11 protein-coding genes and 1 pseudogene are annotated in these 13,084 nt (G+C 74.5%); 3 read left to right on the top strand and 9 right to left on the bottom strand.

All coding sequences use genetic code 11. The features are described 5' to 3' along the window. Window positions 1–38: 38 nt before the first annotated feature. From ACY0MR_RS25670 to ACY0MR_RS25660, 3 genes are read right to left on the bottom strand one after another with little or no spacing between them, the layout of a single operon-like run. Entirely contained in the window at window positions 39–1,538 is a 1,500-nt protein-coding gene (locus tag ACY0MR_RS25670; protein ID WP_473555605.1) for a bifunctional RNase H/acid phosphatase, read from the bottom strand. After that, complete coding sequence (locus tag ACY0MR_RS25665; RefSeq protein ID WP_361862921.1) at window positions 1,538–2,281, bottom strand: zinc ribbon domain-containing protein; 744 nt, start codon at window positions 2,279–2,281, stop codon at window positions 1,538–1,540. Before ACY0MR_RS25665 ends, ACY0MR_RS25670 begins: the two co-directional genes overlap by 1 nt. Continuing rightward, window positions 2,278–3,147, bottom strand: coding sequence for a Nif3-like dinuclear metal center hexameric protein (locus ACY0MR_RS25660; RefSeq protein ID WP_388799389.1), 870 nt, complete (start codon window positions 3,145–3,147; stop codon window positions 2,278–2,280). Before ACY0MR_RS25660 ends, ACY0MR_RS25665 begins: the two co-directional genes overlap by 4 nt. A gap of 381 nt (window positions 3,148–3,528) precedes the next feature. Between ACY0MR_RS25660 and ACY0MR_RS25655 the strand changes: the two genes are divergently transcribed. Both ACY0MR_RS25655 and ACY0MR_RS25650 read left to right on the top strand, forming a co-directional pair. Further along, complete coding sequence (locus tag ACY0MR_RS25655) at window positions 3,529–4,737, top strand: hypothetical protein (RefSeq protein ID WP_473555603.1); 1,209 nt, start codon at window positions 3,529–3,531, stop codon at window positions 4,735–4,737. A 48-nt stretch (window positions 4,738–4,785) separates the two neighbouring features. After that, window positions 4,786–4,914, top strand: coding sequence for a hypothetical protein (locus tag ACY0MR_RS25650; RefSeq protein WP_361856233.1), 129 nt, complete (start codon window positions 4,786–4,788; stop codon window positions 4,912–4,914). 112 nt (window positions 4,915–5,026) lie between these two features. On the opposite strand, the gene ACY0MR_RS25645 is transcribed toward ACY0MR_RS25650, so the two are convergent. The 3 genes from ACY0MR_RS25645 to ACY0MR_RS25635 form a co-directional block, all read right to left on the bottom strand. Next, window positions 5,027–5,989, bottom strand: coding sequence for a 3-oxoacyl-ACP reductase (locus ACY0MR_RS25645; RefSeq protein WP_473555600.1), 963 nt, complete (start codon window positions 5,987–5,989; stop codon window positions 5,027–5,029). A gap of 85 nt (window positions 5,990–6,074) precedes the next feature. Continuing rightward, the gene (locus ACY0MR_RS25640) at window positions 6,075–7,151 is read right to left on the bottom strand and encodes a Zn-dependent alcohol dehydrogenase (RefSeq protein WP_341623152.1); all 1,077 of its coding nucleotides are present in this window, start codon (window positions 7,149–7,151) and stop codon (window positions 6,075–6,077) included. 83 nt (window positions 7,152–7,234) lie between these two features. After that, window positions 7,235–8,089, bottom strand: coding sequence for a MaoC/PaaZ C-terminal domain-containing protein (locus tag ACY0MR_RS25635; RefSeq protein ID WP_388799376.1), 855 nt, complete (start codon window positions 8,087–8,089; stop codon window positions 7,235–7,237). Between the two features lie 398 nt (window positions 8,090–8,487). Between ACY0MR_RS25635 and ACY0MR_RS25630 the strand changes: the two are divergent. Then, window positions 8,488–8,907, top strand: a pseudogene (locus ACY0MR_RS25630) (response regulator); the annotation flags it as partial. A gap of 172 nt (window positions 8,908–9,079) precedes the next feature. Here the strand turns inward: ACY0MR_RS25630 and ACY0MR_RS25625 are convergent. From ACY0MR_RS25625 to ACY0MR_RS25615, 3 genes are read right to left on the bottom strand one after another with little or no spacing between them, the layout of a single operon-like run. Next, entirely contained in the window at window positions 9,080–10,366 is a 1,287-nt protein-coding gene (locus ACY0MR_RS25625; protein ID WP_473555597.1) for a phospholipase D-like domain-containing protein, read from the bottom strand. Between the two features lie 10 nt (window positions 10,367–10,376). Next, on the bottom strand, window positions 10,377–11,828 hold the full coding sequence (locus ACY0MR_RS25620; RefSeq protein ID WP_403313056.1) for an MFS transporter: 1,452 nt from the start codon (window positions 11,826–11,828) through the stop codon (window positions 10,377–10,379). Window positions 11,829–11,877: 49 nt separating this feature from the next. Further along, window positions 11,878–13,071, bottom strand: a complete 1,194-nt coding sequence (locus ACY0MR_RS25615) for a lipid-transfer protein (RefSeq protein WP_404080217.1) — start codon at window positions 13,069–13,071, stop codon at window positions 11,878–11,880. Between the last annotated feature and the right edge of the window lie 13 nt (window positions 13,072–13,084).

The following is a 13,084-nucleotide window of genomic DNA, read 5'->3' as shown; positions in this document are numbered from 1 at the left end:
GCCACTCCCTTTTCCGGCCTCCCGCGGCCGGCGCGGCCCTACCGGAGGTGGGAGGTGTCGTTGAGGAGCCGTACGGACGCGTTGCCGTCGGCGTAGTAGGCGACCGCCGAGATCGACGCGGCCGACAGCTCCATCCGGAACAGCGACTCCGGTGGGGCGCCGAGCGCCAGCCGGACCAGCGTCTTGATGGGCGTCACATGGGTGACGAGGAGGACCGTGCGTCCCGCGTGGGTGGCGGCGAGCCGGTCGCGGGTCGCCGCCACGCGCCGGGCGACGGTCGCGAAGCTCTCGCCTCCGCCGGTGGGCGCGGCCTTCGGCGAGGCCAGCCAGGCGTCGAGGTCCTCGGGGTGCCGTTCGCGCACCTCGCCGAACGTCAGTCCCTCCCAGGCTCCGAAGTCGGTCTCGCGCAGCCCCTGTTCGACGCGGACGTCAAGCCCGAGGCGGGCGGCGACGGCGGCGGCGGTCTGGCGGCAGCGGGTGAGCGGCGAGCTGACGACGTCCTGGATGGTGCCGCGCGCGGCGAGCGCCTCCGCGACGGCCTCGGCCTGCCGGAGTCCGGCCGCCGAGAGCTCGGGATCGGTCCCCCCGCTGCCGGAGAACCGCTTCTCGGGGGTGAGGGCGGTCTCGCCGTGCCGGAGGAGGACGAACGTGGCGGGGGCGCCCATGTCGGGAGCGGCGGACCAGCCCTGCCCGGGAGCGGCGGAGGCCGACGGAGCGGCCGGGGCGGGCGCGGAGGCCGACGAAACGGCCCGGGCGGGCGCGGAGGCCGACCGAGCGGCTGGAGCGGGCGCGGGGGCGGCGCCCGCCTCCGCCTCGAAGTCTCCCGAGGCCGGGGTCGTGAGGGTCTCCTCGGCGGCGAACAGGCCGTCGTCCCCGGCCGTGGGGCGGGCGGCGGTGCCGGGCCAGGCGCCCGTGCCCGTACGGCCGGGGCCGGCGGACGGGCCCGTGCCCGGCGCCGGCTCCTCGCCCGTGCCCGTCGCCAGGGCCGCGCGGGCCCGGGCGGCGCCCGCCGCCGCGTCGCCCGGCGGGCCCGAGGGCTCCGGGGGAAGGGACGCGGCGTTGCGGGCGGCCGCGGTGTCCAGCGCGGCCGTCGAGTCGGACGGCCGCCACGGGACGCCGCGCTTGCCCGCGTCCATCGCCTCGTTCGCGAGCCGGTCCGCGTGCTTGTTGCGCTCGCGCGGGATCCACTCGTAGCGGACCCGGCCCGCCGGGAAGACCCGGCCGGCCTCGGCCGCGAGCGGCTTCATGTCCGGGTGCTTGATCTTCCAGCGGCCGGACATCTGCTCGACGACCAGCTTGGAGTCCATCCGGACGTGGACGGTGGCGTCGGGGAACAGCGACCGCGCCGCCTTCAGACCCGCCACCAGGCCCTTGTACTCGGCGACGTTGTTCGTCGCCACGCCGATGTACTCGGCCGCCTCCGCGAGGGTCTCGCCCGTCACCGGGTCCAGGACCACGGCGCCGTACCCGGCGGGCCCCGGGTTGCCCCGGGAACCGCCGTCCGCCTCGACGATCACCTCACGCGAAGACGACGTCATTACAGGCCGGACTCCGAGGTGCGGACGAGGATCCGGCGGCAGTTCTCGCAGCGGACGACGGCGTCCTTGGCGGCGGCGCGGACCTCGTTCAGCTCGGTGATGTTGAGCTCGATGTGGCAGCCCTCGCACTTGCGCTGGTACAGCCGGGCCGCGCCGACGCCGCCCTGCTGCTCGCGGAGCTTCTCGTACAGCTTCATGAGGTCGGCCGGGACGGTGCCCGCGACGAGCTCGCGCTCCTTCGTGACGGACGCGGCCTCGGTGTCGAGCTCGCCCTGGGCGGCGTCGCGGCGGGCGCTCGCGTCGTCCGTCTTGGCCTGCACGGCGGCGACCCGCTCGGTCAGCTCGCCGAGGCGCTCCTGCACCGACTCGCGGCGCTCCATGACCTCCAGGACGATCTCCTCCAGGTCGCCCTGGCGCTTGGCGAGGGAGACGATCTCGCGCTGGAGGTTCTCCAGGTCCTTCGGGGAGGACACCGCGCCCGAGTCGAGGCGCTGCTGGTCGCGCGCGGCCCGCTGGCGGACCTGGTCGACGTCCTGCTCGGCCTTGGTCTGCTCGCGGCCGCAGTCGCTCTCCTCGGTCTGCGCGGCGACGAGCAGGTCGCGCAGCTGGGTGAGGTCCTTGGTCAGGGACTCGATCTCGGCGTGCTCGGGCAGCGAGCGGCGCTTGTGCGCGAGCTGCTGGAGACGGACGTCGAGGGCCTGGACGTCGAGGAGGCGGATCTGGTCGGCGGGCGCGGCGTTCAGTTGGGGGCTCCAGGAGAGGTGTGGTCGGAAGGGGCGCGCGAAGCGCTCTCTGGAAGGGCGGCGGCGGGGACGAGGTGGGCGGACCAGGGGTCGGTGACCGTCTTCGAGACGTGGACGCGGAGGTCCCAGCCGTGGCGGTCGGAGATCTCGTCGAGCTGGGCGGCCGCCTGCTCGCACCAGGGCCACTCGGTGGCCCAGTGGGCGGCGTCGACCAGGCCCAGCGGCGACTGCTGGGTCGCCTCGGAGACGGGGTGGTGGCGCAGGTCCGCGGTGAGGAAGGCGTCCACGCCGGCGGCGCGTACGGCGTCGAACAGGCTGTCGCCGGAGCCGCCGCTGACGGCGACGCGGCGCACGGTCATGCCGGGGTCGCCCGCGACGCGGACGCCCTGCGCGGTGGCGGGCAGCCGCTTCGCCGCGCGGGCGGCGAACTCGGCGAGCGTCTCGGGGTGGTCGAGCTCGCAGATCCGGCCGAGGTTGTTCTCGGGCACGAGGGGGCCGGTGACCCGGAGGTCGAGGGCGCCCGCGAGGGCGTCGGAGACGCCGGGGTCGGCGGTGTCGGCGTTGGTGTGCGCGACGTGGAGGGCGATGTCGTGCTTGATGAGGCCGTGCACGACGCGGCCCTTGAAGTGGCCGGCCGCGACCGTCGTCGTCCCGCGGAGGTAGAGCGGGTGGTGGGTGACGATCAGGTCGGCGCCGAGGGCGATCGCCTCGTCGGCGATCTCCTGGACCGGGTCGACGGCGAAGAGCACGCGGGTGATCTCGGCGTCGGGGTCACCGCAGACGGTGCCGACGGCGTCCCACGACTCGGCCCGCTCGGGTGGCCAGAGGGCGTCGAGCGCGGCGATGACTTCAGACAGACGGGGCACGGGGAAAGGCTACCTGGCTCGCCTTCGGGGCCGGTACCGCAGGCGCGGGGGCGCGGGAGCACTCCGTCCGGGCGGGCGGAGCCGCGCGTCCCGCGGGAAGGCGTTCGAGGTGCCCGCGACCTCCGGGCGCTCCGGGGCGAACCCGGGCGGAGCGGCACGTTCCGCACGAGGCGCCCGGGGGGCGCTCGGGGGACTCCGGGGCGGACCCTCGCCCTCCGTTTAGGGTCGCCTTACCTCTCCGATCACGGGCAACTCCAGCACACCGGCCCCCCGGCCCTCAGCCGAACCGCCGCACAGCCACCCTTCCGTGTGAAGTGACCCTGCTCGTGTTGTTCGGCTGGAAGTGCGAAAACTAGCTTCGTGGCCGGAGGTGACGAGTCGATGACAGCGTGTGCCATCGAGACCACGGCCGAGGACGACGACCGCGACGGGGAGCACCCGGCCCGCGGCGTACGGCCGGCGGCGTGCACGACGGGTCTCACGATCACGGCGAACGGCGCGTACGCGGCCAGGCTCGCGGGCGTCGGGGACGCCCTGTACGCGGAGCGGTGGACGCTCGACGGCCCGGAGCCGTACGCCGTCCCGCTCCCCCTCGACCAGCCGGAGGAGCCCGGCACCCAGCTGCTCCCGCTGGCCGACGGCCGGGTCCTGGTCGCCCGCCGGGTGGACGGGCGGCGGAACACGTTCTCGCTGCTCTACCCCACCGGCCCCGCCACCGGGGAGCTCCGGCTCGGCGCCGTGGAGGCCCCGGGCTCCGAGCACCTGGTGCTGCTGCCGCCGTCGCCCGACGGCATCTGCGCGTACGCCCTGTGCGTCGGACCCGAGACGAGCACGCTGTGGCTGGTCGCGGGCGGGGCCTTCGGCCCCGAGCAGGTCGCGGAGGTGCCGGGGCGGTGCTCGGGCGGGGTGTGGCTCGACCGCACGGGCCGGATGCTCGCGCTGGACCGGCGGCAGGCCGGCGGGCCGGTGAAGGCGGTCGCCGTCGACCTGGAGCGGGGCGGAGAGGTGACGCCGCTGCTCCAGATCACCGAGGACAGCGACGACCGGCTGCTCCTCGCCGACCCGGACAGCGGACTGCTCCTGATCCGCTCCGACGCGCCGTCACCGGGGCACGACCGGCTGGGCTGGGGCGTGCTCGGCAGCCTGCTGCCGGTGCGGTTCCCGGAGTGCCTGCGGCTCGACGACGCGGCCGTGACGCCCTTCGCCGTGCAGCCGGGACGGGTGCTCATGCCCGAGACCTGTGCGGTGGCGCTGCGGATCGACGCGGCGGGCGGCAGCTGGGTGGGGACGTGGCAGCCGGCGGCCCGCCGGATGGGCCAACTGGCGGCACCCGCGGGGTGGCTGGCGGGGGCGGGCCTCTGGACGCCGGAGGGGGTGCTCAGGCTGCCGTACGCGACGGCCGGGGCGCCCTGCGGTCTCGCGGACGTCGAGGCGCCTCCGGAGCCCTCCCCGGAGCCCGCCGCGGTGGCCGCCGCCGCGGCCTCGGCCGGGTCGGCCGCGGGCCCGGGCGGGGCCACCGGGGCGCCCCGGGTGTGCCGTCCGGTGCCGTTGCAGCAGGCTCCCCTGACGGACGGGAAACCCGCTGGCTAGACTCTCGGGCTGCACAGCACGACCGATGTCAACGGGGTGAGTTCGACCATGTCGGAAAACAGCACGGACGGGCAGGAGCCGAACGGCTCCGGCAAGCACCGCGGTGACGCCGCGCCGTCGGAGGACTCCGCGTCCTCCCCGCACGGCCGCCACCGTCGCGAGCCCGTCTCGAAGTAACGGGCGGTACCGGAACGGGCGAAGGGCCCCGGGGTTCTCCCCGGGGCCCTTCGTCCTCCCCACCGTCCCCCTCCCGGCCGGGCCGCACCCCGGCCGGCGGTTCCCGTCGGCCTCAGCCCTTCTTCAGGCCGAGGACCTCCGAGGCCGCGAAGGTCTCCCCCGCCGGGCGCGCCGCGTAGTGCGGGGTGAGGAGGCCGTCGAGCTCCTCGTACGTGAACGCCTCCTTGGCCGTGTCGAACGCGGCCGCCACCCGCGGGCGGTCCATGATCGCGACCATCCCGCCGTGGACGACGAGCAGTTGGCCGTTGACCCCGGCGGCGGCCGGCGACGCGAGGTAGCCGACGAGCGGTGCCACGTGCTCCGGCGACAGCGGGTCGAGTCCGCCTCCGTCCGCCGGTTCGGCTCCCCCCGTGGTCGCCGGGACGGCCGCGAAGACGTCCTCGGTCATCCGGGTGCGCGCCCGGGGGCAGATGGCGTTCGTCGTCACTCCGTAGCGGGCGAGCGCGAGCGCCGTCGAGGTCGTGAGGCCGACGATCCCGCCCTTGGCGGCCGCGTAGTTGGGCTGGCCGGCCGAGCCGGCGAGGAAGGCCTCCGACGAGGTGTTGACGATCCGGCCGTACACGCCGGACTCCCCCGCCTTGGCCCGGGTCCTCCAGTGCGCCGCCGCGAAGTGCGTGGTGTTGAAGTGGCCCTTGAGGTGGACCCGGATGACCGAGTCCCACTCCTCCTCGCTCATCGAGAAGACCATCCGGTCGCGCAGGATGCCCGCGTTGTTGACCAGGACGTCCAGCTTGCCGAACTCGGTCACGGCCAGGTCCACCAGGGCCCGGGCCGTCTCGAAGTCGGCGATGTCGCCGAGGTGCGCGACCGCGCTGCCGCCCGCCGCGCGGATCTCCGCGGCGACCTCCTCGGCGGGTGCGGCGGAGGCCGCGCCCGAGCCGTCGCGCCCCGGCTGGCCGTAGTCGTTGACGACGACGGCCGCGCCGAGCCGGGCCAGTTCCAGGGCCTCGGCGCGGCCGAGTCCCCGGCCGGCGCCGGTGACGATCGCGCTCAGCCCCTCAAGCGGGAGTGCCATGTGTCGCGGTCCTCTCAGATCTCGGTGCGGGTGACGGCCGGCTCCCCGTGGCGGGTGCGGGCCTGCTCCCTGTCGCGGGTGCGGGTCAGATCTCGATGCAGGTGCGGAGGGCGACCCCCGTCCGCATCTGCTCCAGGGCCTCGTTGACGCCCGCGAGCGGGACGCGGTGGGTGATGAGGGACTCCAGGTCGATGCGGCCGGCCCGCCAGAGGGCGATGGCCCGCTCGTAGGAGCGGAGCACGTCCCCGCCGCCGTACATCGAGGGCAGGATCCGCTTCTCGTCGAAGAACAGCTCGAACATGTTGAGCTGGAGGTTGTCGTCCATCGCGCCGGCGCCGACCACGCACAGGGTGCCGCCGCGCCGGGTGGTCTCGTAGGCGGTGCGGGCGGTGGCGGACTTGCCGACGACCTCGAAGACGTAGTCGAAGCCCTCGCCCGCGGTGATCCGCTGCCGGGCGTCGGCGAGCGCGTCCGGGGCGACCGCCTCGGTGGCGCCGAAGCGCAGGGCGGCCTCGCGGCGGGACTCCACGGGGTCGACGGCGACGATCTGGGCGGCGCCCTGGAGCTTGGCGCCCTGGATCGCGGAGATGCCGACGCCGCCGCAGCCGATCACGGCGACCGACGAACCGGCCTCCACCTTGGCCGTGTTGATCGCGGCCCCGAGGCCGGTGGTGACACCGCAGCCGATGAGGGCGGCGATGTCGAAGGGCACGTCGTCGGGGATCGGGACGGCACAGCCCGCGTCGACGACGACCTCCTCGGTGAAGGTGCCGGTACCGGCGAAGCCGAAGACGTCGCCGCCGGGGCGCTTGAAGTTGGGGATGCCGGCGTTCATGAACCCGGCCAGGCAGAGCTGGGTCTGGCCGCGCCTGCAGGCGGGACAGCTGCCGCAGGCGGGCAGCCAGCAGAGCAGGACCCGCTGGCCCTGGGCGAGTCCGGTGACGCCGTCGCCGACGTCGATGATCTCGCCCGCGCCCTCGTGGCCGGGGATGAAGGGCGCGGGCTGCGGGAGGACGCCGCTCATCGCGGAGACGTCGGAGTGGCAGAGGCCGGTGGCCCGGACCCGGATCCTCACCTTGCCGGGGCCGAAGCCCACCGCCTCGACGTCGTCGACGACTTCGAGCTTGTCCTGGCCGATCTCGTGCAGTACGGCTGCGCGCATGGTGCGGCTCCCTCGGGGATGGGTCTGCGAGTGCCGGGATGGGTCTGCGAGTGCCCGTCCGGACCTGCGAGTGCCGGTCCGGCCTAGGCGTGTTCGACGAGGGTGTCGGCGAGTACGGGTGCGTCGTCCCGCTCGACCGCCGTCACGGTCACCTGGACGCGGCCCTCGTCGGCCCACATCCGGATGCGCAGGGTCTCGCCGGGGAAGACGATCCCGGCGAAACGGGTGCGGTACGAGCGGACCCGGGTGACGTCGCCGCCGAGCACCGCGTCCACCACCGCCTTGAGGGTCATGCCGTACGTGCACAGGCCGTGCAGGATCGGCCGCTCGAAGCCGGCGAGCTTGGCGAACTCCGGGTCGGCGTGGAGCGGGTTCCAGTCGCCGGACAGCCGGTAGAGGAGGGCCTGCTCCTCGCGGACGGGCCGCTCGACGGTCCGGTCGGGCTCGCGCCCGGGGACGGCGAGGCGCTCGGAGGGGCCGCGGTCGCCGCCCCAGCCGCCCTCCCCGCGGACGAAGATCTGGGCGTCGCTGGTCCAGAGCGGCCCGTCGGCGTCGGAGGCCTCGGAGCGCAGGACGAGGACGGCGGCCTTGCCCTTGTCGTACACGGCGGCGACGCGGGAGGTGGAGACCGCGCGGCCGGCGGCGGGGACGGGGCGGTGGAGGGTCACCGTCTGGCCGCCGTGGAGGACGGCGGCCAGGTCGATGTCGATGCCGGGGGCGGAGAGCCCGCCGACGACGCCCATGCCGGCGCCCGCGACGGTCGCGAAGCTGGGCAGGACGTGGAGCCGGGATTCGAGGGTGTAGCGGAGCTCGTCGGGGTCGGTCGCCGGGATTCCTGCGCCCAGTCCCAGGTGGTAGAGCTGGACGTCCTTGTGGTCCCAGGAGATGTCGGCGCTGCGGGGTTCGGCGGCGACGGCCTTGGCGGGGTCGATGGGCATCGGGCTGCTGCTCCTCGTGGCGGTGAAGACCTCGGTGCGACCGTCCGCACCGTCGGCCGCACCGAGGCCGTGCGGGAACCGTCCCGTACGCGGCCGTTCTAGAACGCGTTCTAGGTCGGTGGTCCCCATGTATAGCCCAGCCGAGAGGAGTTGGGAACCCTTCCGGGCGTCCACACCTGACGGTACGTCAGGCGTACGGCTCGGCACGTGTCGGCGCCGACCCGGCGGAGGGCCCGGCGGGCGGACCGGCGGTCGCCGTACGGGCCGCCTGCGCGCGCGGGTCGCGGCGGCAGGCGGCACTCTTGACTCGGGACCGCTCCGCAGGAGCGGTCCCGGGTCGCCGAGGAGCTCCCCGCGGCGACCGCCGGTCCGCACGAGCGCGAGGGAGAGCCCACGCCATGATCCGTCTGCTGCTCGCGGAGGACGAGGGGATGCCGCGCGGGGCGCTGGCCGTGCTGCTCGGGATGGAGCCCGACATGGAGGTCGTCGCACAGGTCGGGCGGGGTGACGAGATCGTGGACGCGGCACTCCTCGCGCGGCCCGACGTGGCGCTGCTCGACATCGGACTGCCGGGCCGTTCGGGTCTGGACGCGGCGGCGGACCTGCGCACGCAGGCCCCGGACTGCCGGGTCCTGATCCTCACGGCCTTCGGCCGCCCCGGGTGTCTGCGCCGGGCCATGGAGGCCGGCGCGGCGGGCTTCCTGGTGAAGGACGGCCCGGTGGAGGAGCTGGCCGAGTCGATCCGCCGGGTCCTGCGGGGCGAGACGGTGATCGACCCGGCGTTCGAGGCCGCGGCACGCGGTGCGGGGCCCGACCCGGGCGACGGCGCGGGACCGCACCCCACGCCCGACCCGGGCGACGGCGCGGGACCGCACCCGACCGGGGGCCCGTGACCGGGGCCCCTGACGGCCGCGGTGGGCCCGGGGCCCGCCGCCCGGGGCGGCTCGCAGGGCCCCGGCCCCTCCCCGGACCCGCCGGTCGGGTCAGGACCTACAGCCCCGCGATCGCCGCCGCCCGCTGGGCCTCGAAGTTCTGGACGTACGCGTCGAAGACCGTCGCGTCCTCGTACTTGAGCAGCGCCTCGTCGTTGTACCGGAGTGCCGTCGTCGTGTAGGTGTGGCTGCCGGTGAAGACGATCTTCTTGTTGGGGCCGCCGTTGTACGTGCCCTCGATCAGCAGGTACTTGGTGTGGGAGTCGGAGCCGCCGCGCTTGTCGTTGTCGAGCTGGTGCAGGGTGATCCGGCCCTTGCCGGTGACCGGCCTGGTCAGCCAGTTGGCGACCTGGCCCATCGGCTTGTCGTCGGCGGTCCAGTTGTCGAGCGACCGGTAGACGATCTCGATGTCGCAGCCCGCGTTGGCGAGTTCCCACAGCTTCTTCGCCACGTCGGGACGGGTGGTGTGGCCCTGGGCGATGCGGATCCTCGTACGGCCGTCCGCCGTGCCGAAGCCCGCGGAGTTGCCCCCGCAGGAGTCCGGGGTGCCGACGGGCGCCACCGTCCCGAGGATGTTGACGACCGTGTCGGTGCCGGACCGGGGGAAGAAGTAGACCTTCGCCTTGCCCGCCTGGGTGTCGTGCGCGTACTCCGCGACCTGCGGGATCTGCCCGGCGGCGGCCGCGGCGAGGTCGTCGAAGTAGCCCCGGTACGCGGTGAACAGCTCCGCGTTGCCGACGACGGTCAGGGCGTCGTTCCACCAGTCGTCGGTGTCCTGGCTCGTGAGGTTCCCGGAGCCCTGCACGACCACGTCGTCGACGAACACGTCGCCCTTGCCCCTGGTGCGGGAGAAGAGGAAGAACTTGTTGTGGTTGACGTTGTCGTACGTGCCGTTCGGGTCCGCCGCCGTGGTGCCCGGGTCGAGCGCCAGGCAGGCCTCCTCCGGCTTGCAGGTCCGCACCCAGGAGCCGGCGGCGCCAGCCGGGTCCGCCAGCCGGGTCTTGAGGGTCTCCAGCCCGGTGGAGCGGCTGTCGGCGTCGACGACGACCTGGACGGTCACGCCCCGCTTGTGCGCGTCGCCCAGCTTGTTCGCCAGGTACACCGAGTGGAAGAGGTAGAGGGAGATCCGGATGGACGACCCGGCCTCCGCGCCGTCGACGAGCCCCGCGAGGTGGGAGAGGATCCGCCCCCGGGCAGAGGCGTCGGTGCTGTTGGGGTCGTTGAACACGGCGCCCGTGGTCACGGCCAGCACCGGTTCCGCCGACGCCGAGGGGGCGGCCAGCAGGGACGCGCCGACGGCCAGCGCGGTCACGGCCGTTCTGAACTTGTTCTTGATCGATATCACCCGGGCATTGTCACCCGCGGCGGGCCGCGGCCCGGGCCGGCCTCGGGAGCCACAGGAGCATCAGCGCGGCCGCCGCGACCAGGACGCCCGCCGCCACGCGGAAGGCCATCGCGTATCCCGGGACCAGGGACGACGGGTCCGGCGTGCCGGAGGTGACGGCGGGGGCGGCCGCCGCCGCGACCGTGGAGAGGATCGCGAGGCCCAGCGCGCCGCCCATCGTGCGGGAGGTGTTGACGAGGCCGGAGACGAGGCCCGCGTCGGACGGGGAGGCGCTGGACGTGGCGAGGGCGGCCAGCGGGGTGGTGGCCAGGCCTATCCCGGCCATCATCAGGATGCCCGGGCCGAGGATCGTCCCGAGGAACGTGCCGTCGGCCGTCAGGGTCGACTGCCAGGCGAAGCCCGCCGCCCCGACGAGGGCGCCCGCCACGGCCAGGTTCCGCGCTCCGGTGTACGGCATCAGGTACGGGGCCAGCTTGGAGCCGAGGACCACGCTGAGGGAGCTGGGGACCAGAGCGAGGCCCGCCTGGAGCGGGGTGTAGGCGAGGACGCTCTGCGCGTAGGTGGTCATGAAGAACCACATCCCGAAGGAGGCCGAACCGCACAGCAGGATCGCCGCGTTGGCCGCCGACACCGCGCGGTTGCGGAAGATCCCCAGCCGCATCAGCGGTTCCGCCGTACGGGCCTCCACCGCCACGAACACCCCGAGGAGCGCCAGGCCGCCGAGGAGGGTGAGCAGGGTCGCGGGCGCCGTCCAGCCCGCCTCCTCGGTCTCCACGATGCCGTACGCGAGAGTGGCGAGCCCCGCGGTGACGAGGACGGCTCCGGGCAGGTCGAGGCGCCGGCCGGCGCCGGTGCGGGACTCCCGGAGCCAGAGCAGCGCGCCCGCCAGCACGAGGACGCCCACGGGGACGTTGATGAGCAGGACCCAGCGCCAGGACAGCAGGTCGACGAGGAGGCCGCCGACGAAGCCGCCCGCCGCGCCGCCGGCCGCGCCGACCGCCGTCCAGGTGCCGATGGCCCGGGTGCGGGCGGCTCCGGCGGGGACGGCGGCGGTGACCAGGGTCAGCGTGGCGGGTGAGAGGACGGCCGCGCCGAGGCCCTGCACGGCGCGGGCGGCGACGAGCTGCCAGCCCTCCTGGGCGAGGCCGCCCGCGACCGACGCGCCGGTGAAGAGGCCGAGGCCGAGCAGGAACATCGCCTTCCGCCCGTAGAGGTCGGAGGCGCGCCCGCCGAGCAGCATGAAGCCGGCGAAGGCGATGGCGTAGGCGTTGAGGACCCATTGCAGACCGAGCGCCGAGAGACCGAGGTCGGTCCGCATCGACGGCAGCGCGACGTTCACGACGGACACGTCGAGGACGACGAGGAACTGGCCCGCGCAGGCGGTCAGGACGACCGCCCAGGCGCGGGGTGCGGGCGGGGCGGGGGTGGCGGGGGTCGTCCGTGCGGAGTCGGTCTGCGGCATGGATGTGATGGTCGCAGACCGCCTCCGCCCCGTACATGGGGAGAAGGTCCTACTCCTTGCGGAGCAGGGTGACCACGGCCGCGCCGCCCAGGCCGATGTTGTGCGCCAGTCCGACCCGCGCTCCGGCCACCTGGCGGGGACCCGCCTCGCCCCGCAGCTGCCAGACGATCTCGGCGGCCTGCGCCAGGCCCGTGGCGCCCAGCGGGTGCCCCTTGGAGATGAGGCCGCCCGAGGGGTTCACCACCCAGCGGCCGCCGTACGTCGTCGCACCGGACTCGACGAGTTTTCCGGAGGCGCCCTCCTCGCACAGGCCGAGCGCCTCGTACGTGAGGAGTTCGTTGACGGAGAAGCAGTCGTGCAGCTCGATCACGTCGACGTCCTCGATGCCGAGCCCGGACCGCTCGTACGCCTGCCGGGCGGCGGCCCGGGACATCGGGCGGCCGACGGCGTCGATGCAGGAGCCCGAGGCGAAGGACTCCCCGGTGTCGGTGGTCATCGCCTGTCCGGCGATCTCCACCGCCCGGTCCCGCAGCCCGTGCTCGTCGACGAAGCGCTCGGAGACGACGACGGCCGCGGCGGCGCCGTCCGAGGTGGGCGAGCACTGGAGCCTGGTGAGCGGCCGGTGGACGGTCTTGGCGGCGAGGACCTCCTCGACGGTGTAGACGTCCTGGAACTGGGCGTGGGGGTTGTCCGCCGAGTGCCGGTGGTTCTTGGCGCCGACGGCCGCGAGCTGCGCCTCGGTCGTCCCGTACCGCTCCATGTGCTCGCGGGCGGCGTTGCCGAAGAGCTGCGCGGTGGGCGGGCTCGCCTCGAAGCCGTGGGCGGCGGCCATGATCCCGTAGTGCCGGGCGACGGGCGAGGTCGTGAAGTCGCCTGCGCCCGATCCGCCGCCGAGCGCGCCGCGGGTCATCTTCTCGAAGCCGACGGCGAGGACGCAGTCGGCGATGCCGCCCTCGACGAACTGGCGGGCGGTCATGAGGGCGGTGGAGCCGGTCGCGCAGTTGTTGTTGAGGTTGTAGACGGGGATGCCGGAGAGCCCGAGTTCGTACACGGCGCGCTGTCCGGCGGTGGAGGCCTGGAAGCAGTAGCCGACGGCGGCCTGCTCCACGCGCGCGTAGGGGACTCCCGCGTCGGCGAGCGCGGCGGTTCCGGCCTCCTCGACCATGTCCCAGTACTGCCAGTCCCGGGTCTCGGGCTTCTCGAACCGGGTCATCCCGACGCCGACCACGTACACCTTGCCCATCTGCGGTTCCCCC

The organism is Streptomyces sp. JN8 (genome assembly GCF_055808075.1).
Note: the sequence above shows the minus strand (reverse complement) of the source record. Positions and strands in the feature narration are given on the sequence as shown.

Coding starts and splice junctions, on each gene's coding strand:
- ACY0MR_RS25670 (WP_473555605.1), bottom strand. CDS start 1,538: ATGACGTCGTCTTCGCGTGAGGTGATCGTCGAGGCGGACGGCGGTTCC.
- ACY0MR_RS25655 (WP_473555603.1), top strand. CDS start 3,529: ATGACAGCGTGTGCCATCGAGACCACGGCCGAGGACGACGACCGCGAC.
- ACY0MR_RS25650 (WP_361856233.1), top strand. CDS start 4,786: ATGTCGGAAAACAGCACGGACGGGCAGGAGCCGAACGGCTCCGGCAAG.
- ACY0MR_RS25645 (WP_473555600.1), bottom strand. CDS start 5,989: ATGGCACTCCCGCTTGAGGGGCTGAGCGCGATCGTCACCGGCGCCGGC.
- ACY0MR_RS25640 (WP_341623152.1), bottom strand. CDS start 7,151: ATGCGCGCAGCCGTACTGCACGAGATCGGCCAGGACAAGCTCGAAGTC.
- ACY0MR_RS25635 (WP_388799376.1), bottom strand. CDS start 8,089: ATGCCCATCGACCCCGCCAAGGCCGTCGCCGCCGAACCCCGCAGCGCC.
- ACY0MR_RS25620 (WP_403313056.1), bottom strand. CDS start 11,828: ATGCCGCAGACCGACTCCGCACGGACGACCCCCGCCACCCCCGCCCCG.
- ACY0MR_RS25615 (WP_404080217.1), bottom strand. CDS start 13,071: ATGGGCAAGGTGTACGTGGTCGGCGTCGGGATGACCCGGTTCGAGAAG.